Raw genomic sequence first — 22,323 nt, 5'->3', positions numbered from 1 at the left:
TCGAATGGCGAAGGCGACCCGGCGACCATTGAAAGGGACACCATGAAGTCAGGCATTCACCCCAATTACGTGGCCACCACCGTGGTCTGTGGTTGCGGAAACACTTTCGAGACCCGAAGCACCAAGGAGACCGGACGGATCAACGTCGAGGTCTGCTCGCAGTGCCACCCGTTCTACACCGGTAAGCAGAAGATTCTCGACACCGGTGGACGCGTTGCCCGCTTCGAGGCTCGCTACGGCAAGCGCGCCGGCAAGGGCGCAGCAAAGGAATCTGCCGAGTCCTAGCTGGTCCGCCGACGCCCGTCCTGCGATAATTGCAGGCCGGGCGTCGGCTTTTTAGTGCCGTTTCCCTCGGCACCCCGTAGTGCGCAGCGCGCGCTGAGACGAGAGTGGAGCCCATCATGGCAGGGACGACCCAGCCGTCGGCGATCGACGACATCCTGGCCGAACATGCCGGCCTCGAGCAGCAGTTGTCCGACCCAGCGCTGCACAACGACGCCTCCGCGGCCCGCAAAGCCGGGAAGCGTTTCGCCGAGCTTGCGCCCATCATGTCGACGTACAGCAAGCTCAAGGCGGCGCAGGACGATCTCGCAGCCGCGCGTGAGCTCGCCGTCGACGATTCCAGCTTCGCGGCCGAGGTGCCCGCACTCGAGGCCGAAGTGCTCGAGCTCGACAAGGCACTGACGGATCTCCTCGCGCCGCGCGACCCGCACGACGGTGACGACGTGGTACTCGAAGTGAAGTCGGGCGAGGGCGGTGAGGAGTCGGCGTTGTTCGCGTCCGACCTCGCGCGTATGTACGTCCGGTACGCCGAGCGGCACGGGTGGCGCGTCGAGGTTCTCGATGCGACAGTGTCCGACCTCGGTGGATACAAGGACGCGACCCTGTCGATCAAGTCGAAGGGCGAGGTTCGGGACGGGGTGTGGGCCCGTCTGAAGTTCGAGGGCGGCGTCCACCGCGTGCAGCGCGTGCCCGTCACCGAGTCGCAGGGCCGGGTACACACCTCGGCTGCCGGCGTCCTGGTCTATCCGGAACCGGAAGAGGTCGAGGAGGTGCAGATCGACGAAACTGATCTGCGCATCGATGTCTACCGCTCCTCCGGTAAGGGCGGTCAGGGTGTGAACACCACCGACTCGGCGGTGCGGATCACGCATCTGCCCACCGGAATCGTTGTGACGTGCCAGAACGAGCGCTCCCAGCTACAGAACAAGGCGCGGGCCATGCAGGTGCTGGCCGCTCGCCTCCAGGCAGCGGCCGAGGAAGCAGCAGACGCCGAGGCATCGGCCGGGCGGCAGAGCCAGGTGCGCACGGTCGACCGCTCCGAGCGCATCCGCACCTACAACTTCCCGGAGAACCGCATCACCGATCACCGAATCGGCTTCAAGTCGCACAATCTCGATGCCGTCCTGGACGGTGAATTGGACGCTCTCCTCGACGCGTTGGGCAAGGCGGATCGTGAGGCACGGCTCGCCGCGGAGTAACGCGGTACCCAGGACCGGAGTATCACCGTTCCCCGGGCGTGGCAGTCTGTACCCGTGAGCCGACTTCCCCTTCGCCTGGCCCTGATCGATGCAGCTGCGCAACTCGACGAGGCAGGGGTGCACAGCGCCCGCGCGGACGCCGAGATGCTGGCTGCCCATCTGCTGGGGGTGGAGAGGACCAGACTGGGTCTCGTGCCGCTGGTCGACGAGTCGGTGATCGACGCCTACAAGAAGATGGTCGAACAGCGCGCCAAGCGAATCCCGCTGCAGTACATCCTCGGAACCGCCGCCATGGGTGACATCGACATCGAGGTCGGTCCCGGCGTCTTCGTTCCGCGCCCGGAGACCGAACTTCTCCTCGGGTGGGCGCTCGCGTTCCTGGGAAGCTGCGACCAGCACCCACCCGTCGTCATGGATCTGTGTACCGGGTCGGGTGCGCTCGCGCTCGCCATTGCCCACGCCCGCCCCGACGCCGTCGTGCACGCCGTCGAACTCGAACCGCACGCGCTCTCCTGGGCGCGGCGCAATGCCGATGCCCGCGCTGGAGCGGGCGACACCCCGATCAAGCTGTACCAGGGCGACGTCACCGACCGGACGATCCTGACCGGCCTCGAAGGTGCAGTCGACCTCATCGTTGCCAACCCGCCGTACATTCCCGAGGGCGCGGAACTCGAGCCGGAAGTGGCGGATCACGACCCGCACAGCGCACTATTCGCCGGACCGGACGGATTATCTGTGATCAAGCCGATGATCTCGAATGTCGCGCGGTGGTTGAGAATCGGGGGAGCAGTGGGAATCGAGCACGACGACACCAATGGTGCGGACGTTGCGGCGCTGTTCGCGGCGCGTCGGGTGTTCGGTGACGTCGCGGAACACCCCGACCTCGCGGGCAAGCCCCGCTTCGTGGTGGCTCGGCGCATCGCGACCGATGTCGAGGCGCAGCGTGCGGAGGCCGCAGGCGAGGATGAAAGAATGAGCCGGTGAGTACCGTTTACGACTGTGGCCGCCCCGATTCCCGCGCCGCCGGAATGAGTGCGGCCAAGAACGCCCTGAAGGCTGGACGACTCGTCGTCCTGCCCACGGACACCCTCTACGGGATCGGTGCCGACGCATTCGACGGCGATGCGGTCGCCGCGTTGCTGCGGGCGAAGGGCCGTGGCCGCGATATGCCTGTGCCGGTGCTCGTCGGATCGTGGAACACCATCGACGGCCTCGTGTACAGCGTGCGCCCGCACACCCGCGACCTCATTCGGGCCTTCTGGCCGGGTGGCCTGAGTCTTGTTGTGGAGCAGGCTCCTTCGCTGGCGTGGGACCTCGGTGATACGCGCGGGACGGTGATGCTTCGCATGCCCCTGCATCCGGTCGCCCTCGAACTGTTACGTGAAGTCGGACCACTTGCGGTGTCGAGCGCCAACGTCTCGGGACAACCGCCGGCCACCACCGTCCAGGAAGCTCGGGACCAGCTCGGCGGATCGGCCGGCGTGTACCTGGACGGCGGACGCGCCGAACAAGGCCGGGCCTCCACCATCGTCGACCTCACCGGCGCGAGCCCCCGCATTCTCCGGGAAGGTGCCGTACCCACCGGTGACGTCGCCGACGTCCTCGGGGTGTCGGCGGAGAGTCTGCTCGAGGGGACCGCGACGGCATGACCGGGCTGCGCGGGGCAACGGTAGCGTCTGCCCAGTGATTGCTGCCGAATCCGCCGGCGTGGTGCTGGCTCAAGCAGGTGGGGGTGCGGGTGTCCCTCTGCGTGAACTTCTGCTCGTCCTCTTCACTGCCGCGGTGGTCACCTACCTCGCCACCGGCGCAGTCCGGCTGTTCGCCCTGCGGTTCGGGGCGGTGGCGGTGCCTCGGGACCGGGACGTGCACGTCACGCCCACGCCCCGACTCGGGGGCGTCGGAATGTACCTGGGCATGCTGGTCGCTCTGTTGTTCGCCCAGCAACTACCCGCGCTCACCCGCGGATTCGAGTTCACCTCCGACATCCCCGCGGCCCTGGTGTCGGGGTTCGTCATCGTTCTCGTGGGGGTGGTCGACGACCGGTGGGGTCTCGACGCGCTGACCAAGTTCGTGGGCCAGGTGACGGCCGCCGGAATCCTCGTCGTGATGGGCGTCAGCTGGTTCATCATCTACGTTCCGTTCGGCGATGGCACCACGGTGATTCTCGACCAGCTGCAGGCGGGACTGGTTACGGTGGCGGTCGCCGTGGTGATGGTCAATGCCATGAACTTCGTCGATGGCCTCGACGGTCTCGCCGCAGGTCTCGGGCTGATTTCCTCGCTCGCGATCTGCGTGTTCTCGGTCGGATTGCTCCACGATCAGGGCGGTGATGTGAGCGCCTATCCGCCGGCGTTGATCGCCGCAGCACTGGCAGGCGCCTGTCTCGGTTTCCTGCCGCACAACTTCCAGCCTGCGCGCATCTTCATGGGCGATTCCGGGTCGATGCTGATCGGCCTGATGCTCGCGGCGATCTCGACCAGCGCCTCCGGCCGCATTCCGCTGACCGCTTACGGCACCCGCGACCTTCTGGGTCTTCTGTCGCCATTGCTGCTCGTCGGCGCCGTCATGTTCATCCCGATCCTCGACCTACTGCTTGCCGTGGTCCGGCGTACGCGCGCAGGCGTCAGTCCGTTCAGCCCCGACAAGATGCATCTCCACCACCGTCTCCTGCAGATCGGGCATTCGCATCGGCGAGTGGTCCTGCTCATCTACTTGTGGGTCGGCGTGCTGGCGTTCGGTGCGGTCGGATCTGCCTTGTTCGACCGCCGCGTAGTGGTGCTCCTGGTGGCCGGCGGACTCGTCTTCGCGCTGGTGGTCACCGCCGTACCCTCCATCCGGGGGCAACAGCACGACCGCCAGGCGTGAGGTCGCGGTTGCGGTGCGCCGAGGACGATCCACTACCCTTGGCGACCGTGACGTTCATCCCCGCGCCTGCTCCCGATCACACCGCCTCGTTGCGGGCCGCCGTCCGCTACGGCGTCCTCGGCCTGATCGTGCTGGCAGTGGTCGGTTCCATCGTTGCGACTCTGCTCGCAGGTATGCCCGGTCTCTACGGCGCGCTGTTGGGCGCGGCGGTCGGCGGAGGGTTCATCCTCTGCACGGCCCTCGGGGTGTTGTTCACGGCCAAGCTTCCCGCCATGACTGCGGGGGCGGTGCTGCTCGGTACCTGGCTGTTGAAAATGATCCTCGCGATCACGGTCCTGGCGATCCTGAAACCGCTCGACTTCTACGACAAACCGGCGTTGGTATTGGTCATCGTGTTGTCCTTGGTGATCGTGCTCGGTGCGGAAACCTATGGGGTACTTGGCGTGAAGGCCCCGTACGTGGAGCCACGCGCAGCGGGCGATGCCGAACCGGGGGAGAAGGACGCCCAGTAGTACTACGGGATGTAGTAAAATTGAATCGAGCCGGACCCCGTCTACACAACGTCGTAGATGACTTGATAAGGTCTGGGTCAAGCGAGAGCAATGAGACGGCGAGTAAGTTACTGGCTGGTATTGCATGCTTGCAGGCGGTCGCACTTTCAAGGCCGCCGAGTCGACGAGAGTCGCCGACACCGACAGACGCTGGACTCCCTGGAGTCCACAGCAGCTGACGAATACGCGAGTCGAGCTTGTCGACTTGTTTGATCGTCAATGTCCGATCGAACCGCAGTCAACGAAGGCTGCGGACCGACTACGGGAGAGAACGCTGAGCGTCATCAACGTGGCTGCTGGAGAATTCCATCCGCCTTCCCTGAACGACTTCTTCCCGCCCGCGGTCCTGTTCGAAGGGACTCCGTTCGAACTCGACCGCCTGATGCTGGTTCGCATCCTGCTGTCCGCCCTCATGATGATCTTCTTCGTCATTGCGATGCGCAGCCCGAAGATCATTCCCCGCGGTGTCCAGAACATCGGCGAGATCGCTCTCGACTTCGTCCGGATCAACATCGCGGAAGAGATTCTCGGCAAGGAACAGGGCAAGCGCTTCCTGCCCGTCATCACGACGATCTTCTTCCTGGTGCTCGCCAGCAACCTCGGCAGCATCATCCCGTTCATCAACATCTCGCCCAACGCGCGCATCGGCATGCCGTTGGTGCTCGCTGCCCTGGCGTACATCGTCTTCAACTACGTGGGCATCAAGAAGTACGGGTTCTTCAAGTACGTCAAGAGCAGCATCGTGGTTCCCGGCGTCCCGCTTCCCCTGCACTTCCTGCTCGTGCCGATCGAGTTCATCTCCACCTTCGTCCTGCGGCCGTTCACGCTCATGGTGCGTCTCATGGCCAACATGCTGGCCGGCCACATCCTGCTGGTGCTGTTCTTCAGTGCCACCCAGTTCTTCTTCTTCACCTCAGGTGGCTTCCAGGCCGTGTTCGGTGTGGCATCGCTCGCCGCCGGCATTGCATTCACCTTCTTCGAACTGCTGGTGATCTTCCTGCAGGCCTACGTCTTCGCGCTGCTCACGTCGGTGTACATCGACCTGGCTCTGCACGCGGATTCGCACTAGCACCAACATCTCCACGACCAGCTACACCAAGAACTGAGCCTCCCGCCGAATCCGGCGGAGGTCAACAGAAAGGGAACGGAACACCATGAGCCTCGCCTACCTCGCTCAGGAAGCTGTCCAGGAAACCAACTCGACGGGATTCGGAGCCATCGGCTACGGTCTCGCCGCGATCGGCCCCGGCATCGGCGTGGGCATCGTTGTCGGTAAGGCGATCGAGGGCATGGTTCGCCAGCCCGAGATGGCCGGACAGGTTCGTACCACCATGTTCCTCGGTATCGCCTTCACCGAAGCTCTCGCGCTGATCGGCCTCGTCGCCGGTTTCATTTTCTAAGACCGTCATGGCAACCAACATCGCATTGCTCGCGGCAGAGGAAGAGACACACAACCCTCTCCTGCCCGCGACGTATGACATCGTTTGGTCGCTCGTCTGCCTGCTCGTCGTCGGCTTCGTCTTCTGGAAGTACGTCCTTCCGATGTTCCAGAAGGTCCTTGCCGAGCGAACCGAACAGATTGACGGCGGCATCAAGAGGGCCGAAGAAGCCCAGGCCGAGGCGAAGGCGGCGCTCGAGCAGTACCGTGCCCAGCTCGCCGAAGCTCGCACCGAAGCTGCGCAGATCCGTGAGGACGCGCGCACCCAGGGGCAGCAGATCCTCGCCGAGATGAAGGCACAGGCTCAGGAAGAGAGCGACCGCATCGTGGCCTCCGGTCACAGCCAGTTGGTTGCTCAGCGGCAGCAGATCGTCACCGAACTGCGTGGCGAACTCGGACGCACCGCGGTCGACCTCGCTGAGAAGGTCATCGGGGAGTCGCTCTCCGACGACGTCAAGCGGGCCGGCACGGTCGACAGATTCCTGAACGAGCTCGACGCCATCGGCGCAAATTCCGCAGCAGGGAAGTGAGCACCATGTACGCAGCGAGCCGTGAGGCCTTGACGCAGACACGTGCTGCGTTGTCTTCGGCCTTGGGATCCGTCTCTGCCGGAGCAGCCACCGCGGCCGCGGCTCAGACCGGGGCAGAGCTGTTCACGGTCGTCGAGACCCTGGACGTTCAGCGCACTCTTCGCAGTGCGCTGGCGGACAACTCGGCGGCCGGGAGCGCTCGCGAAGGCCTGGCCGAGCAGGTGTTCGGTGGCAAGGTCTCCGCGGAGACCCTCGCCACCGTGAAGGCGGCGGTGGGCCAGAACTGGTCCACCACCTCCGACCTGCTCAACTCGCTGGTGCTTCTCGGTCGGGAGTCGCTGCTGAAGGCAGCGGCCGACCAGGGACAGCTCGACGGGGTCGAGGACGAATTGTTCCGTCTCGGTCGAATCGTCGCAGGTGACCCGACACTCGAACAGGCGCTTTCCGATCGATCCGTCTCGGCGAAAGCTAAGCGTGACCTGCTCTCCAAGCTGCTGTACGGCAAGGTGACTGCTGTCACGGAGGCGCTGGCCGTTCAGGCAGTGGGCAGGTTGAAGTCGACCGCCCCCGCGGATGCGTTCGACGCATTGGCGAATCTGGCGGCAGCTCGGCGAGAAGCCGTCGTCGCGAAGGTTCGGAGCGCTTCTACACTGAGCAGTGAGCAAACCGATCGGCTGGCCGCCGCCCTCACCCGTACCTACGGGAAGCCGGTGACGGTTCACGTGGAGGTCGATCCCGAGCTCCTCAGCGGCTTGGTCGTCCGGGTGGGCGACGAGGTTATCGACGGCAGCGCAGCGGGGCGTCTCGCAGCGTTGCGGAAGTCCCTCAAGTAGTCCGCTTCCGAATCAATACCCAGATACTTCCGAAAACCAGACACCGAGAGCAGGAACAATCATGGCGGAGCTGACGATCTCCTCCGACGAGATCCGTAGCGCGATCGAGAACTACACCGCGAGCTACTCCCCGGAGGCCTCCCGCGAGGAGGTCGGCGTTGTGACCGACACCAGCGACGGCATCGCGCACGTCAGTGGCCTGCCTTCGGCGATGGCCAACGAACTGCTGGAGTTTCCCGGCGGAATCCTGGGCGTTGCCCTCAACCTCGACGCCACCGAAATCGGTGCCGTCATCCTGGGTGACTACGCGGACCTCCAGGAGGGCCAGGAAGTCAAGCGGACCGGCGACGTTCTGTCGGTTCCCGTCGGCGACGGCTTCCTCGGACGCGTCGTGGACCCCCTCGGCCAGCCGATCGACGGCCTGGGCGATATCGAGAGCAACGAGACCCGCGCCCTCGAACTGCAGGCAGCATCCGTGCTCGAGCGCCAGCCCGTCGAGGAGCCGCTGCAGACCGGCATCAAGGCCATCGACGCCATGACGCCGATCGGCCGCGGACAGCGTCAGCTCATCATCGGCGACCGCAAGACGGGCAAGACTGCCGTCTGCATCGACGCGATCCTGAACCAGAAGGCCAACTGGGAGTCCGGCGACGAGAAGCAGCAGGTTCGCTGCATCTACGTCGCGATCGGCCAGAAGGGCTCGACCATCGCAGGCGTCAAGGCTGCCCTCGAGGAGCAGGGCGCGATGGAGTACACCACCATCGTCGCCGCCCCCGCATCCGATTCCGCCGGCTTCAAGTGGCTCGCTCCGTACACCGGTTCCGCCATCGGCCAGCACTGGATGTACCAGGGCAAGCACGTTCTGGTCGTATTCGACGACCTGACCAAGCAGGCCGAGGCTTACCGCGCCATCTCGCTGCTGTTGCGTCGCCCGCCGGGACGTGAGGCTTACCCCGGTGACGTCTTCTACCTCCACTCCCGTCTACTGGAGCGTTCGGCGAAGCTGTCCGACGCGCTCGGCGGCGGATCGCTGACGGCGCTGCCGATCATCGAAACCAAGGCGAACGACGTCTCGGCGTACATCCCGACCAACGTCATCTCCATCACCGACGGTCAGGTGTTCCTCGAGTCGGACCTCTTCAACAAGGGTGTTCGTCCCGCCATCAACGTCGGTATCTCGGTGTCCCGTGTCGGTGGTGCCGCGCAGACCAAGGGCATGAAGAAGGTGTCCGGCTCGCTTCGCCTGGAGCTGGCACAGTTCCGTGAGCTCGAAGCATTCTCCGCCTTCGCGTCGGACCTCGATGCCGCGTCGAAGGCGCAGCTCGAGCGTGGTGCTCGCCTGGTCGAGCTGCTCAAGCAGGATCAGTACAGCCCCATTCCCGTCGAGGACCAGATCGTCTCGATCTACCTCGCCGGTGAAGGCGTCTTCGACAGCGTTCCCGTCGGTGACGTGCGCCGGTTCGAGACCGAGCTGCTGGAAGACCTGCACCGCAGTGCCTCCGACGTGTACTCGAGCATCAAGGGTGGCAAGGCGCTCGACGCCGACAACGCCGCCGCGCTGATCAAGGCCACCGACAAGTTCAAGGAAGGCTTCCTCGCATCCGACGGAAGCCGGGTCGTGAACGAGGCCGAGGCCGAGGCGCTCGACGCCAACGAGGTCGGGCACGAGCAGATCAACGTCAAGCGCACCACCGTCAGCAAGTGAGCGCCCAGTCCATGACACTGCGTCGCACCACCACGGGGACGCCGCGAAACATGAAGGGAGAGTGATCGATCGATGGCAAGCATTCTCGAACTGCGGTCTCGTATCAAGTCGGTCAACTCGACCAAGAAGATCACCAAGGCCCAGGAGCTGATCGCGACCTCGCGCATCACCAAGGCTCAGGCCCGGGTCGCTGCGTCGAAGCCGTATGCCGAGGAGATCACCAAGGTCCTGACGGAGCTGGCAAGTGCGTCGGCGTCGTTGGATCACCCGTTGCTCAACGAGCGCGCCAACGCCAAGCGTGCTGCCGTCCTGGTTGTCACCAGCGACCGCGGCATGTGCGGTGGGTACAACTCCAACGTCCTCAAAGAGGCCGAGGAACTGTTCCAATTGCTGCGCAGCGAGGGCAAGGACCCGGTCATCTTCGTGCTCGGTGCCAAGGGCCTCGGCTACTACACGTTCCGTGGTCGCGACCTGGGGGCTGCGTGGACCGGGTTCTCTCAGGACCCCGGTTACTCCGATGCTGCCAAGGCGAGCCGCCACCTGGTGGAGCTCTTCATGGCCGGATCCGGCTCCGAGATTGCCGCCTACAACGGCGAGGGAACCATCGAAGGTGTCGACGAACTGCACATCGTCTACACCCGCTTCGTGTCGATGCTCACTCAGTCTCCCGAGGTGCGGCGGATGGCTCCGCTGGACGTCACGGTCTCCGAGGAGAACATCGAACTCGGTGAAGACATGCTGTCGAACGGTCACCGGAACGACGAACCGGTCGCCGGATACAACTTCGAGCCGGAACCCGACAGGTTGCTCGGTGCCCTGCTGCCGAAGTACATCAGCACCCGCATCTACTCCTCGCTGCTGGATGCTGCGGCGTCGGAGTCGGCTGCCCGTCGTACCGCCATGAAGGCGGCGACGGACAACGCAAACGAACTGGTGAACACTCTCAGCCGTCAGGCCAACCAGGCTCGCCAGGCCCAGATCACCCAGGAAATCAGCGAGATCGTCGGCGGCGCGAATGCGCTCGCCTCGAGCGCAGGAAGTGACTAAGCAATGACCGCAGCAGTAACCGAAACAAACGGGGCAGGTTCGGATTCGTCCGTGGCCGGCCGCGTCGTGCGGGTCATCGGTCCCGTCGTGGACGTTGAATTCCCGCGTGGCTCCATTCCTGAACTGTTCAACGCCTTGCATGCCGAGATCACGCTTCCCTCGGTCGCCAAGACGCTGACCCTCGAGGTCGCGCAGCACCTCGGTGACAACCTGGTGCGCACCGTCTCGATGCAGCCGACCGACGGCCTCGTCCGCGGCACCTCGGTGGCCGACACGGGCAAGCCGATCTCGGTTCCCGTCGGCGACGTCGTCAAGGGCCACGTGTTCAACGCACTGGGCGACTGCCTCGACGCTCCCGGCACGGGACGCGACGGCGAGCAGTGGGGCATCCACCGCAAGCCGCCAGCCTTCGACCAGCTCGAGGGCAAGACGGAGATCCTCGAGACCGGTATCAAGGTCATCGACCTCCTCACCCCGTACGTCAAGGGTGGAAAGATCGGTCTGTTCGGTGGTGCCGGTGTCGGCAAGACCGTTCTGATCCAGGAAATGATCACCCGTATCGCCCGCGAGTTCTCCGGAACCTCGGTGTTCGCAGGCGTCGGTGAGCGCACCCGTGAGGGCACCGACCTTCACCTCGAGATGGAAGAGATGGGCGTCCTTCAGGACACCGCCCTCGTCTTCGGCCAGATGGACGAACCGCCGGGAACGCGTATGCGCGTCGCCCTGTCCGCACTGACCATGGCGGAGTACTTCCGCGATGTCCAGGGCCAGGACGTTCTGCTGTTCATCGACAACATCTTCCGTTTCACCCAGGCCGGTTCCGAGGTGTCGACCCTGCTCGGTCGTATGCCTTCGGCCGTGGGTTACCAGCCGACCCTGGCTGACGAGATGGGTGAGCTGCAGGAACGAATCACCTCGACGCGTGGTCGCTCGATCACCTCGCTTCAGGCGATCTACGTGCCCGCCGACGACTACACCGACCCGGCGCCGGCCACGACGTTCGCGCACCTCGATGCGACCACCGAGCTGTCGCGACCGATCTCGCAGATGGGTATCTACCCCGCTGTGGACCCGCTGAGCTCCACCTCCCGGATCCTCGAGCCCGGCATTGTCGGTGCCGAGCACTTCCGGGTGGCCAACGAGGTCAAGCGAATCCTGCAGAAGTACAAGGAACTGCAGGACATCATCGCCATCCTCGGTATGGACGAACTGCAGGAAGAGGACAAGGTCCTCGTCGGACGTGCCCGCCGTCTGCAGAAGTTCCTCGGCCAGAACTTCATCGTCGCCGAGAAGTTCACCGGTGAGCCCGGCTCCGTGGTCCCGCTCCGCGACACCATCGAGGCGTTCGACCGCGTCTGCAAGGGCGAGTTCGATCACCTGCCTGAGCAGGCGTTCAACAGCTGCGGTGGACTCGACGACGTCGAGGCTGCAGCCAAGAAGATCGCCGGGAAGTAGTCGACGATGGCTGAGATGACCGTGGAACTCGTTGCTGTCGAGCGACGGTTGTGGTCTGGTTCGGCGACTCTCGTCAGTGCACAGACGACCGAGGGTGAGATCGGTGTCATGCCTGGTCACGAGCCTGTCCTCGGACAGCTCGTGGAGGGTGGCGTCGTCGCGATCACGACAGCCGACGGCGAGCGAATCGTCGCAGCTGTGCACGGCGGCTTCCTTTCCGTGACGGCGAAATCCGTCACGATCCTCGCCGAGTCCGCCGAACTTGCGGAGGACATCGACGTGGAGGCCGCCCGGGCGGTGCTCCAGGAGAGCGGAGACGATCTCGAGGCGATTGCTGTTGCCAAGGGTCGAGTTCGCGCCGTAGAGCGCGCATAGGTTACACGAGACAGACCGCGACGGAGCCGACGAACAGTGACAATCGGAATGACTGTGTTGATCATTCTGGTTGTGCTGCTCGCCGCCTTCGTCGCGGTCTTTCTCTATCGTCTGGCTGTTCTTCGTCGCGGTGGAACCGCGGCTATTCTCCGCGTGGCGCCTTCCGCGGGGGACACCGGATGGCGTCACGGCGTCATTCGTTACGGCGAGGGCTCCCTCGTCTTCTTCAAGTTGTCGAGTTTGCGTCCCGGCCCTGATTCGCGCATCGAGCGGCAGGGGATCGAAGTCGAAGGCCGTCGTAAACCCGAGGGCTCCGAGTTCGACATCATGTCCGACGAAATCGTCATTCTGTCCGTGAAGGACCGAGGCGCCGCGTACGAGATCGCCTTGGACGGTGGAGCTTTGACCGCGTTCCTGTCGTGGGTCGAATCTCGTCCGTCGGGCCGATCGGTACGCGGACGCCGATTCTGATCAGGCTTTCCCCGCTCCCGGTTTCCAGAGCACGTCTCCCTCGGGATTCGCGATCCGTCCCACGATGAAGAGCAGATCCGAGAGCCGGTTGAGATACTTCGCCGACAGCGCGTGAGTGTTCTCGGGATGTGCGTCGACAGCGGCCCACGCCGATCGCTCCGCTCGCCGTGTCACGGTTCGCGCAACGTGGAGCAGGGCTCCCAATGGGGTTCCGCCGGGCAGTATGAAGGAATTCAGGGGTTCGAGGCGCTCGTTCAGCTCGTCACACCAGCGTTCGAGCCGGTCGATGTAGTCGGCGGTGATACGCAGCGGTGGATACTTGGGTTCCTCGACCACCGGGGTGGACAGATCGGCACCGGCATCGAACAGGTCATTCTGTACCTGCCGGAGAATCGACAGGATCTCCTCGGGGGGATTCCCCAGCGCCACCGCGACGCCGATTGCGGCGTTCGCTTCATCACAGTCCGCATACGCGACGAGGCGGGGATCGTTTTTCGGTACGCGGGAGAAATCGCTGAGTCCGGTGGTCCCGTCGTCGCCGGTCCGGGTGTAGATCTTGGTGAGGTGTACGGCCATAGCGTTACGGTACCGGCCTCCGAGGTCGGTGCAGCTGGCTCTAGGCTGTGCTTCGTGAGCGAACGCTTCCTTGTTACCGGCGGTAACCGTCTCGTAGGTGAAGTGTCTGTCGGGGGCGCCAAGAACAGTGTTCTGAAGCTGATGGCGGCGGCGCTGTTGGCTGAGGGCACCACCGTCGTGACCAATTGCCCCGACATCCTGGACGTTCCTCTGATGGCCGATGTCCTGCGCGGCCTCGGGTGCGAGGTGGTTCTCGAAGATTCGTTGGTTCGGATCACCACGCCGGCGGAGCCGAAATATCACGCGGACTTTGCCGCAGTTCGCCAGTTCCGAGCATCGGTGTGTGTGCTGGGCCCCTTGGTGGCGAGGTGCAAACGTGCGGTGGTCGCTCTGCCCGGCGGCGACGCCATCGGATCCAGGCCACTCGATATGCATCAATCCGGACTTCGGTTGCTGGGCGCGCAGAGCACGATCGAACACGGATGTGTCGTTGCCCAGGCGGACGATCTGCACGGAGCCAACATTCGGCTTGCGTTCCCGTCGGTGGGGGCGACGGAGAACATCCTCATGGCCGCTGTTCTCGCCAAAGGCGAGACGGTGATCGACAATGCCGCGCGTGAGCCGGAGATTGTCGACTTGTGCAACATGCTGATCCGCATGGGTGCCAAGATCCTGGGAGCGGGCACGTCGACGCTCACCATTCAGGGCGTCAACCAGCTCGAACCGACCACACACCGCGTCATCGGTGACCGCATCGTGGCCGCGACGTGGGGGATCGCCGCGTCGATGACGAGGGGGGACGTCTGGGTCCGTGGCGTCAACCCGAAACATCTCGGCTTGGTTCTGGACAAGTTGCGGGTCGCGGGGGCAGAGGTCACCACGGAGGCCGACGGATTTCGGGTGGAGCAGAAAGCTCGTCCCACCGCTGTCAACTTCGCGACGCTCCCGTATCCGGGCTTCCCCACGGACCTGCAGCCCATGGCGATCGGTCTTGCAGCGGTGGCTGAAGGGACCTCGATGATCACGGAGAACGTGTTCGAGGCCAGGTTCCGCTTCGTCGAGGAAATGATCCGGCTGGGAGCAGACGCGCGGACGGACGGACACCATGCGGTGATCCGCGGGATACCGCTGCTGTCGAGCGCTCCCGTGTGGTCGTCCGACATCAGGGCCGGCGCCGGATTGGTGCTTGCCGGTCTTGTGGCAGACGGCGTGACAGAGGTGCACGACGTGTTCCACATCGACCGCGGCTACCCATATTTCGTCGAGAACCTGCAAGGCCTCGGAGGCCAGATCGAGCGTGTCGACGCCGGATCCTGACGGGCTCGCAGCCGATACACCCCAGTGGTCGCAGGTGAGTCGGGCGTCACAGTCGTCGAGGCGGCGACCGAAGGGCCGAAGTTGCCGGAAGACAACCGATTGACCAGTGCAAACGGGGCCGAGCGCCTCGGCGACCTGGGGATTTGGCAAGCTGTTTCCTGTCGCGTAACTTATTCGAAGTCAGAGCGACACGGACACCGACTCCGGCCGGAAGGCGGGGGACACGAGGTTGGACGAAGGCGCCTGATCTTCCCGAAGACGCTGATCGTGATTGGTGTGTTCGAGATGTCCTGGAGGTTCCCGTTTGCATCGGGAGGTGGCAGGAGTTAGGCTGGAGCGGTTGCCCCGGAGCGGCTAGCGAGTGTGCTGGTGGTGATGGTGTGTGCGTGTTCTTTGAGAACTCAACAGTGTGTCGATGAATGTCAGTGCCAAATTGTTTTGGTACTCCGCATCACGGATGATCGGCTGGGCTTTTTGGTTTGGTTGTGAGTGGTGTGGGTATTTGCTGGCTCTTCTCCTTCTTCCGTCGGAGGGGGGTCAGTGTTTGATTGAGCTAGTTTGAGTTTTTGATCGCTAGTGATTTGACTCGATGTCTATGACTGATTGGGGTTCGCCTCTTTCTAGAGTCTTCAACGGAGAGTTTGATCCTGGCTCAGGACGAACGCTGGCGGCGTGCTTAACACATGCAAGTCGAGCGGTAAGGCCCTTCGGGGTACACGAGCGGCGAACGGGTGAGTAACACGTGGGTGATCTGCCCTGCACTTCGGGATAAGCCCGGGAAACTGGGTCTAATACCGGATACGACCTTCGGCTGCATGGCTGGGGGTGGAAAGGTTTACTGGTGCAGGATGGGCCCGCGGCCTATCAGCTTGTTGGTGGGGTAATGGCCTACCAAGGCGACGACGGGTAGCCGACCTGAGAGGGTGACCGGCCACACTGGGACTGAGACACGGCCCAGACTCCTACGGGAGGCAGCAGTGGGGAATATTGCACAATGGGCGAAAGCCTGATGCAGCGACGCCGCGTGAGGGATGAAGGCCTTCGGGTTGTAAACCTCTTTCAGCAGGGACGAAGCGGAAGTGACGGTACCTGCAGAAGAAGCACCGGCTAACTACGTGCCAGCAGCCGCGGTAATACGTAGGGTGCAAGCGTTGTCCGGAATTACTGGGCGTAAAGAGTTCGTAGGCGGTTTGTCGCGTCGTTTGTGAAAACTCACAGCTCAACTGTGAGCTTGCAGGCGATACGGGCAGACTTGAGTACTGCAGGGAGACTGGAATTCCTGGTGTAGCGGTGAAATGCGTAGATATCAGGAGGAACACCGGTGGCGAAGGCGGGTCTCTGGGCCGTAACTGACGCTGAGGAACGAAAGCGTGGGTAGCGAACAGGATTAGATACCCTGGTAGTCCACGCCGTAAACGGTGGGCGCTAGGTGTGGGTTCCTTCCACGGAATCTGTGCCGTAGCTAACGCATTAAGCGCCCCGCCTGGGGAGTACGGCCGCAAGGCTAAAACTCAAAGGAATTGACGGGGGCCCGCACAAGCGGCGGAGCATGTGGATTAATTCGATGCAACGCGAAGAACCTTACCTGGGTTTGACATATACCGGAAAGCCGTAGAGATACGGCCCCCCTTGTGGTCGGTATACAGGTGGTGCATGGCTGTCGTCAGCTCGTGTCGTGAGATGTTGGGTTAAGTCCCGCAACGAGCGCAACCCTTGTCTTATGTTGCCAGCACGTAATGGTGGGGACTCGTAAGAGACTGCCGGGGTCAACTCGGAGGAAGGTGGGGACGACGTCAAGTCATCATGCCCCTTATGTCCAGGGCTTCACACATGCTACAATGGCCAGTACAGAGGGCTGCGAGACCGTGAGGTGGAGCGAATCCCTTAAAGCTGGTCTCAGTTCGGATCGGGGTCTGCAACTCGACCCCGTGAAGTCGGAGTCGCTAGTAATCGCAGATCAGCAACGCTGCGGTGAATACGTTCCCGGGCCTTGTACACACCGCCCGTCACGTCATGAAAGTCGGTAACACCCGAAGCCGGTGGCCTAACCCCTTGTGGGAGGGAGCCGTCGAAGGTGGGATCGGCGATTGGGACGAAGTCGTAACAAGGTAGCCGTACCGGAAGGTGCGGCTGGATCACCTCCTTTCTAAGGAGCATCTCCAGTCATGTACCGCTGAACAGTCAGTGGATGATGATCTGGCAGAGGCCATTTCGGATGCGTATGTTATCCGGTGGTTGCTCATGGGTGGATCGCTGACAAGTATTGGTTCTCAACTGCCGGCCTGTGTGCTGGTGGGAGGGCGAATTATATCGACATACTGTTGGGTCCTGAGGGAACACGTGAGTGTTTTTCTTTCAGGAAAGTGACGATCCGGTTCGGATGTCAGGCAGACCGCATCACCTTGGTGGTGGGCATGGTGCTGGCGGGAGTTCGAGGCGGGTGTGTTGTTTGAGAACTGCACAGTGGACGCGAGCATCTTTGTTGTAAGTAATGAAGAGCGTACGGTGGATGCCTTGGCACCAGGAGCCGATGAAGGACGTAGGAGGCTGCGATAAGCCTCGGGGAGCTGTCAACCGAGCTGAGATCCGAGGATGTCCGAATGGGGAAACCCAGCACGAGTGATGTCGTGTTACCCGCATCTGAATATATAGGGTGTGTGGAGGGAACGTGGGGAAGTGAAACATCTCAGTACCCACAGGAAGAGAAAACAATAGTGATTCCGTGAGTAGTGGCGAGCGAAAGCGGAAGAGGCTAAACCATGGATGTGTGATAGCCGGCAGGCGTTGCATTCGTGGGGTTGTGGGGTTCATCTTGTCAATGCTGCCGTGTTGGCCGACAGTAAGAAATCATGGTGTTAGTGGAAGTGGTCTGGAACGGCCTGTCGTAGAGGGTGAGAATCCCGTACACGAAAACATTGTGACTGTCGTGATGGAAACCCAAGTAGCACCGGGCCCGTGAAATCTGGTGTGAATCTGTCGGGACCACCCGATAAGCCTGAATACTCCCTGGTGACCGATAGCGGACTAGTACCGTGAGGGAAAGGTGAAAAGTACCCCGGGAGGGGAGTGAAATAGTACCTGAAACCGTGCGCTTACAATCCGTCAAAGCCTTCGAGTGACTTGTCGCTGGGGGTGATGGCGTGCCTTTTGAAGAATGAGCCTGCGAGTTAGTGGCATGTCGCGAGGTTAACCCGTGTGGGGTAGCCGTAGCGAAAGCGAGTCCGAATAGGGCGTTTATAGTGGCATGTTCTAGACCCGAAGCGGAGTGATCTACCCATGGCCAGGTTGAAGCGACGGTAAGACGTCGTGGAGGACCGAACCCACTTAGGTTGAAAACTGAGGGGATGAGTTGTGGGTAGGGGTGAAAGGCCAATCAAACTCCGTGATAGCTGGTTCTCCCCGAAATGCATTTAGGTGCAGCGTCGCGTGTTTCTCATCGGAGGTAGAGCTACTGGATGGTCTAGGGGGCCCACAAGCTTACCGAAATCAGCCAAACTCCGAATGCCGGTGAGTGAGAGCGCGGCAGTGAGACTGCGGGCGATAAGGTTCGTAGTCGAGAGGGAAACAGCCCAGATCGCCAGCTAAGGTCCCTAAGCGTGTACTAAGTGGAAAAGGATGTGGGGTCGCGAAGACAACCAGGAGGTTGGCTTAGAAGCAGCCACCCTTGAAAGAGTGCGTAATAGCTCACTGGTCAAGTGATCCTGCGCCGACAATGTAGCGGGGCTCAAGTACACCACCGAAGCTGCGGCATTCACACAATGCACCCCCATTTTCCTGCGGGAGGGTGGGCAGTGGTGTGGATGGGTAGGGAGCGTCGTGTGGCCATGGAAGCGGCGGGGTGACCCAGCCGTGGAGGCCACACGAGTGAGAATGCAGGCATGAGTAGCGAAAGACGAGTGAGAAACTCGTCCGCCGAATGACCAAGGGTTCCTGGGCCAGGTTAATCCGCCCAGGGTGAGTCGGGACCTAAGACGAGGCCGACAGGCGTAGCCGATGGACAACGGGTTGATATTCCCGTACCCGTGTGAACGCGCCCCTGGTGAATCAGTGATACTAACCACCCTGAAACCGCGTGTGAACCTTCGGGTTCGTAGGTGGCGGATGCGTGGGACCTGATCTGGTAGTAGCCAAGCGATGGGGTGACGCAGGAAGGTAGCTGAGCCAGTCAGTGGTAATACTGGTGTAAGCCTGTAGGGAGTGACCTAGGCAAATCCGGGTCACACATATCCTGAGAGGTGACGCATAGCCGAATGAGGCGAATTCAGTGATCCTATGCTGCCGAGAAAAGCCTCTAGCGAGCTTTCACACGGCCCGTACCCCAAACCGACACAGGTGGTCAGGTAGAGAATACTAAGGCGATCGAGATAACTATGGTTAAGGAACTCGGCAAAATGCCCCCGTAACTTCGGGAGAAGGGGGGCCTCGTCTGGTGATCACTCTTGCAGTGTGAGCTGGGTGGGGCCGCAGAGACCAGTGAGAAGCGACTGTTTACTAAAAACACAGGTCCGTGCGAAGTCGTAAGACGATGTATACGGACTGACGCCTGCCCGGTGCTGGAAGGTTAAGAGGACCGGTTAGCCATTTCGGTGGCGAAGCTGAGAATTTAAGCCCCAGTAAACGGCGGTGGTAACTATAACCATCCTAAGGTAGCGAAATTCCTTGTCGGGTAAGTTCCGACCTGCACGAATGGCGTAACGACTTCTCAGCTGTCTCAACCATAGACTCGGCGAAATTGCATTACGAGTAAAGATGCTCGTTACGCGCGGCAGGACGAAAAGACCCCGGGACCTTCACTACAGCTTGGTATTGGTGTTCGGTTCGGTTTGTGTAGGATAGGTGGGAGACTGTGAAGCGCTCACGCCAGTGAGTGTGGAGTCGTTGTTGAAATACCACTCTGATCGTATTGGACCTCTAACCTCGGACCATGATCTGGTTCAGGGACAGTGCCTGGTGGGTAGTTTAACTGGGGCGGTTGCCTCCCAAAATGTAACGGAGGCGCCCAAAGGTTCCCTCAGCCTGGTTGGCAATCAGGTGTCGAGTGCAAGTGCACAAGGGAGCTTGACTGTGAGACTGACAAGTCGAGCAGGGACGAAAGTCGGGACTAGTGATCCGGCACCGGCAAGTGGAAGCGGTGTCGCTCAACGGATAAAAGGTACCCCGGGGATAACAGGCTGATCTTCCCCAAGAGTCCATATCGACGGGATGGTTTGGCACCTCGATGTCGGCTCGTCGCATCCTGGGGCTGGAGTAGGTCCCAAGGGTTGGGCTGTTCGCCCATTAAAGCGGCACGCGAGCTGGGTTTAGAACGTCGTGAGACAGTTCGGTCTCTATCCGCCGCGCGCGTTAGAAACTTGAGGAAGGCTGTCCCTAGTACGAGAGGACCGGGACGGACGAACCTCTGGTGTGCCAGTTGTTCCACCAGGAGCACCGCTGGTTAGCTACGTTCGGAAGGGATAACCGCTGAAAGCATCTAAGCGGGAAGCCTGTTCCAAGATGAGGTTTCTCACCCCTCGAGGGGTAAGGCCCCGGCAGACCACCGGGTTGATAGGCCAGAACTGGAAGCCCAGTAATGGGTGTAGGTGACTGGTACTAATAGGCCGAGGACTTACCACAAAGAAGCTACGCGTCCACTGTGCAGTATCTGAAACAACACACAGATACCCCCCTTTTTTCCTTTCACGGAACCCCCTGGACAGTTCCGCACCCCACCCGGTGCGTGGCCACGGCGGGGAACCGGAAAAAGGGAAGATGGGTGTGTGACAGTTTCATAGAGTTACGGCGGCCATAGCGGAGGGGAAACGCCCGGCCCCATTCCGAACCCGGAAGCTAAGCCCTCCAGCGCCGATGGTACTGCACTCGACAGGGTGTGGGAGAGTAGGACACCGCCGAACATCCGTTACCGGAAGCCCCCCAACACCTGTTGGGGGGCTTCCGGCATTCCACAACAAAAATGATGGTCCCGGGACCCTCATGGTCGGGTATCGCCGGCGAGTACCTGCAACGCCCGGGTGGCGAGATGAAGGTTCAACCGGGTATCGACGCTCCGGAGATCACGATCGGTGAGTTCGTGTATACGGGACATGCGGTATCTCAAGGTACTGCGGTGAATTCGGAGAGCGCGAGCGGTTTCGTCGTACTTGCCACCGCAGTCCAGATACTGGGCCAAGGTGGCTGTCATGGTGCTGTGGTGGTTCCGGTCGTAGTCGAGGAGCGGCCCGAGCCATTCCTGAACGAAATTTTCGACGTCGCGTGTCGTGGCGTGCGCGTCGAGGATGCGGTACACGCCCAATTCGTCGAAATGTGCCACGCCCCAGGGTGACAGTGATTGCTTTCGAATTTCCAGAGCTCGTACCGCGTTGCTGTACGACTGGGGTATCTCACTGGGTGACGAACATTCTGATCCGACACCCATCACTCCGCTCGCCGGCCCGAAGGTCTTCTCCACAGTCCGGAACGCCTCAACCGCATCGGTTTTCGACTGTGTAATCGCGGCGACGACCCCCGAACCGTGGTCGCTGCGGTGCATGAGAAGGGCCGCGGAATCGGTCGAGGCGAAGTATCGGTGTAGGGCGTCGGACACGGTATCGGCATTCGTCTCCGAATCCCACTCGACCACCAGAACTCGCTGCGGTTCGTGAAGGTCATAGCCAAGTGCTTCGGCCCGCGAGTACGCACTGTCGTCGTCGGTTCCAGAGAGAAGATCGTCCCCGAGGTCGCGGCTCAACCGTGCCTCGGTCTCCGCCAACGACCGTTCGTGCGCCATCTCGATGGCGAGGACCGTCGCGGCGTGTTCCAGCGCGAACGAGTCCAAGTCCGTCGCCTCGTGTTCCGGGTCGCAGAGGTACACGATCCCCAGCAAAGCTTGACGGGGCCGAACGATCTGCAGGATCCGGTTGTCATCCCGCAGCGGTTTGCCCTCCATAGTGGCGCGGCGGACGACGTCGACTCGATTCCGGCCCCCTATTCGACGATATCGCGGCATCTTTCCGGGACCGGCCCAGACTCGGAGGTTGCCGAATTGGTCCTCGACCCCCACGGGTAGTCCGGTCAGCTGATGGAGGGTATCCGCGATGACCGCTTCGGACGCGCCCGCGAGAGAAAGCCGATCGAGCGTTTCACGGATCCTCGCTTCGGACTGGAGTCGCTCGAGCTGCTCCGACACTGCGGCCAGCTGCTCCGTCACTGTGGCCACTTCGTCGGAAGCTTCTCGCACACTGCGTGCCTGCGCTTCTGCGCGCAAGGTGCGGGAGGCGGAACGCAGGGCAGACATGGTGTGCTGAATCAGCAGTTCGAGAAGAGTGACTTGCCTCTGGGTTGGTGGACGAGCGGCCCTGATCATCAGCGCGATGGTGTCGATCGTAGGGTCGTCGAACAGAATGCGCTGACGCCAGAATCCGTCGGCATCTCCTGCCACCGGTTCCACTGTGAACGGTCCCAAGTGACCAAGGGCCTCCCGCATCACGCCGAGGATGGTGTCCCGATCACCGGAGTCATGCATGTCCGCTGTGAGTGCCAGAACGGTACAGAGGTCGGATGCCCGAGGAGTGTCGACCACCCTGGGGTCTGGGGATGCTTCCAGATCCATGCCTTGATCTACCCCGGATATCCAGGGTCGAAACCCCCAAGGGTGTGCATCCGTGCCGATTCCCGTCAGACTCTTTCGTTCCGCTGTGACCATG

At 62.1% G+C, this 22,323-nt stretch carries 18 protein-coding genes and 3 rRNA genes; 19 read left to right on the top strand and 2 right to left on the bottom strand.

Annotated features, from left to right (window positions below; all coding sequences use genetic code 11):
- Window positions 1-42: 42 nt before the first annotated feature.
- The 15 genes from rpmE (at window position 43) to HYG77_RS05325 (ending at window position 12,751) form a co-directional block, all read left to right on the top strand.
- Window positions 43-285: a 50S ribosomal protein L31 gene (rpmE, locus tag HYG77_RS05395; RefSeq protein WP_109328687.1), complete on the top strand. Its 243-nt coding sequence runs from the start codon at window positions 43-45 to the stop codon at window positions 283-285.
- A gap of 116 nt (window positions 286-401) precedes the next feature.
- Window positions 402-1,481 carry a peptide chain release factor 1 gene (gene prfA / locus HYG77_RS05390; protein WP_109328689.1) on the top strand — a complete coding sequence of 360 codons (1,080 nt, stop codon included), beginning with the start codon at window positions 402-404 and terminating at the stop codon, window positions 1,479-1,481.
- Window positions 1,482-1,535: 54 nt separating this feature from the next.
- Window positions 1,536-2,465, top strand: a complete 930-nt coding sequence (gene prmC, locus HYG77_RS05385; RefSeq protein WP_109328691.1) for a peptide chain release factor N(5)-glutamine methyltransferase — start codon at window positions 1,536-1,538, stop codon at window positions 2,463-2,465.
- The gene (locus HYG77_RS05380; RefSeq protein WP_109328693.1) at window positions 2,462-3,130 is read left to right on the top strand and encodes an L-threonylcarbamoyladenylate synthase; all 669 of its coding nucleotides are present in this window, start codon (window positions 2,462-2,464) and stop codon (window positions 3,128-3,130) included. The genes prmC and HYG77_RS05380 overlap by 4 nt, the downstream gene beginning before the upstream one ends.
- A 34-nt stretch (window positions 3,131-3,164) precedes the next feature.
- Window positions 3,165-4,346 carry an MraY family glycosyltransferase gene (locus HYG77_RS05375; protein ID WP_208962048.1) on the top strand — a complete coding sequence of 394 codons (1,182 nt, stop codon included), beginning with the start codon at window positions 3,165-3,167 and terminating at the stop codon, window positions 4,344-4,346.
- Between the two features lie 38 nt (window positions 4,347-4,384).
- A complete protein-coding gene (locus tag HYG77_RS05370; RefSeq protein WP_208962047.1) occupies window positions 4,385-4,858 on the top strand; it encodes a hypothetical protein in 474 nt (157 codons plus the stop codon).
- A gap of 328 nt (window positions 4,859-5,186) precedes the next feature.
- Window positions 5,187-5,966 carry a F0F1 ATP synthase subunit A gene (gene atpB, locus HYG77_RS05365; protein ID WP_109334994.1) on the top strand — a complete coding sequence of 260 codons (780 nt, stop codon included), beginning with the start codon at window positions 5,187-5,189 and terminating at the stop codon, window positions 5,964-5,966.
- Window positions 5,967-6,051: 85 nt separating this feature from the next.
- A complete protein-coding gene (locus HYG77_RS05360) occupies window positions 6,052-6,297 on the top strand; it encodes an ATP synthase F0 subunit C (protein ID WP_005252955.1) in 246 nt (81 codons plus the stop codon).
- Between the two features lie 7 nt (window positions 6,298-6,304).
- Entirely contained in the window at window positions 6,305-6,865 is a 561-nt protein-coding gene (locus HYG77_RS05355) for a F0F1 ATP synthase subunit B (RefSeq protein WP_109328699.1), read from the top strand.
- Window positions 6,866-6,870: 5 nt separating this feature from the next.
- Entirely contained in the window at window positions 6,871-7,698 is an 828-nt protein-coding gene (locus HYG77_RS05350) for a F0F1 ATP synthase subunit delta (protein ID WP_204164906.1), read from the top strand.
- 61 nt (window positions 7,699-7,759) lie between these two features.
- Window positions 7,760-9,403: a F0F1 ATP synthase subunit alpha gene (gene atpA / locus HYG77_RS05345; RefSeq protein WP_109328703.1), complete on the top strand. Its 1,644-nt coding sequence runs from the start codon at window positions 7,760-7,762 to the stop codon at window positions 9,401-9,403.
- A 72-nt stretch (window positions 9,404-9,475) separates the two neighbouring features.
- Complete coding sequence (locus HYG77_RS05340; protein WP_208962046.1) at window positions 9,476-10,450, top strand: F0F1 ATP synthase subunit gamma; 975 nt, start codon at window positions 9,476-9,478, stop codon at window positions 10,448-10,450.
- A gap of 3 nt (window positions 10,451-10,453) precedes the next feature.
- Window positions 10,454-11,905: a F0F1 ATP synthase subunit beta gene (gene atpD, locus HYG77_RS05335; RefSeq protein ID WP_109328707.1), complete on the top strand. Its 1,452-nt coding sequence runs from the start codon at window positions 10,454-10,456 to the stop codon at window positions 11,903-11,905.
- A gap of 6 nt (window positions 11,906-11,911) precedes the next feature.
- Window positions 11,912-12,280: a F0F1 ATP synthase subunit epsilon gene (locus HYG77_RS05330; protein WP_109328709.1), complete on the top strand. Its 369-nt coding sequence runs from the start codon at window positions 11,912-11,914 to the stop codon at window positions 12,278-12,280.
- Window positions 12,281-12,328: 48 nt separating this feature from the next.
- On the top strand, window positions 12,329-12,751 hold the full coding sequence (locus HYG77_RS05325; protein ID WP_109328711.1) for a DUF2550 domain-containing protein: 423 nt from the start codon (window positions 12,329-12,331) through the stop codon (window positions 12,749-12,751).
- Here HYG77_RS05325 and HYG77_RS05320 read toward each other — a convergent pair whose 3' ends face one another.
- A complete protein-coding gene (locus HYG77_RS05320) occupies window positions 12,752-13,327 on the bottom strand; it encodes a cob(I)yrinic acid a,c-diamide adenosyltransferase (protein WP_208962045.1) in 576 nt (191 codons plus the stop codon).
- A 54-nt stretch (window positions 13,328-13,381) separates the two neighbouring features.
- On the opposite strand from HYG77_RS05320, the gene murA reads away from it, so the two are divergent.
- From murA to rrf, 4 genes are all read left to right on the top strand, one after another.
- Window positions 13,382-14,644 carry a UDP-N-acetylglucosamine 1-carboxyvinyltransferase gene (gene murA, locus HYG77_RS05315; protein WP_208962044.1) on the top strand — a complete coding sequence of 421 codons (1,263 nt, stop codon included), beginning with the start codon at window positions 13,382-13,384 and terminating at the stop codon, window positions 14,642-14,644.
- Between the two features lie 629 nt (window positions 14,645-15,273).
- A 16S ribosomal RNA gene (locus HYG77_RS05310) occupies window positions 15,274-16,790 on the top strand.
- A 336-nt stretch (window positions 16,791-17,126) separates the two neighbouring features.
- Window positions 17,127-20,257, top strand: a 23S ribosomal RNA gene (locus tag HYG77_RS05305).
- A 161-nt stretch (window positions 20,258-20,418) separates the two neighbouring features.
- Window positions 20,419-20,535 (top strand): 5S ribosomal RNA (gene rrf, locus HYG77_RS05300).
- The 16S, 23S and 5S rRNA genes sit together here, the layout of an rRNA operon.
- 77 nt (window positions 20,536-20,612) lie before the next feature.
- On the opposite strand, the gene HYG77_RS05295 is transcribed toward rrf, so the two are convergent.
- Complete coding sequence (locus tag HYG77_RS05295; protein ID WP_208962043.1) at window positions 20,613-22,229, bottom strand: helix-turn-helix domain-containing protein; 1,617 nt, start codon at window positions 22,227-22,229, stop codon at window positions 20,613-20,615.
- Window positions 22,230-22,323 lie beyond the last annotated feature (94 nt).

This window comes from Rhodococcus sp. ZPP (assembly GCF_017656075.1).
Taxonomy (GTDB): domain Bacteria; phylum Actinomycetota; class Actinomycetes; order Mycobacteriales; family Mycobacteriaceae; genus Rhodococcus_F; species Rhodococcus_F oxybenzonivorans.
This window is presented reverse-complemented; position numbering and strand designations above follow the sequence as displayed.

Coding starts and splice junctions, on each gene's coding strand:
- HYG77_RS05360 (WP_005252955.1), top strand. CDS start 6,052: ATGAGCCTCGCCTACCTCGCTCAGGAAGCTGTCCAGGAAACCAACTCG.
- atpD (WP_109328707.1), top strand. CDS start 10,454: ATGACCGCAGCAGTAACCGAAACAAACGGGGCAGGTTCGGATTCGTCC.
- HYG77_RS05320 (WP_208962045.1), bottom strand. CDS start 13,327: ATGGCCGTACACCTCACCAAGATCTACACCCGGACCGGCGACGACGGG.
- prfA (WP_109328689.1), top strand. CDS start 402: ATGGCAGGGACGACCCAGCCGTCGGCGATCGACGACATCCTGGCCGAA.
- atpA (WP_109328703.1), top strand. CDS start 7,760: ATGGCGGAGCTGACGATCTCCTCCGACGAGATCCGTAGCGCGATCGAG.
- HYG77_RS05350 (WP_204164906.1), top strand. CDS start 6,871: ATGTACGCAGCGAGCCGTGAGGCCTTGACGCAGACACGTGCTGCGTTG.
- HYG77_RS05325 (WP_109328711.1), top strand. CDS start 12,329: ATGACTGTGTTGATCATTCTGGTTGTGCTGCTCGCCGCCTTCGTCGCG.
- HYG77_RS05355 (WP_109328699.1), top strand. CDS start 6,305: ATGGCAACCAACATCGCATTGCTCGCGGCAGAGGAAGAGACACACAAC.
- HYG77_RS05295 (WP_208962043.1), bottom strand. CDS start 22,229: ATGGATCTGGAAGCATCCCCAGACCCCAGGGTGGTCGACACTCCTCGG.
- HYG77_RS05340 (WP_208962046.1), top strand. CDS start 9,476: ATGGCAAGCATTCTCGAACTGCGGTCTCGTATCAAGTCGGTCAACTCG.
- HYG77_RS05330 (WP_109328709.1), top strand. CDS start 11,912: ATGGCTGAGATGACCGTGGAACTCGTTGCTGTCGAGCGACGGTTGTGG.
- rpmE (WP_109328687.1), top strand. CDS start 43: ATGAAGTCAGGCATTCACCCCAATTACGTGGCCACCACCGTGGTCTGT.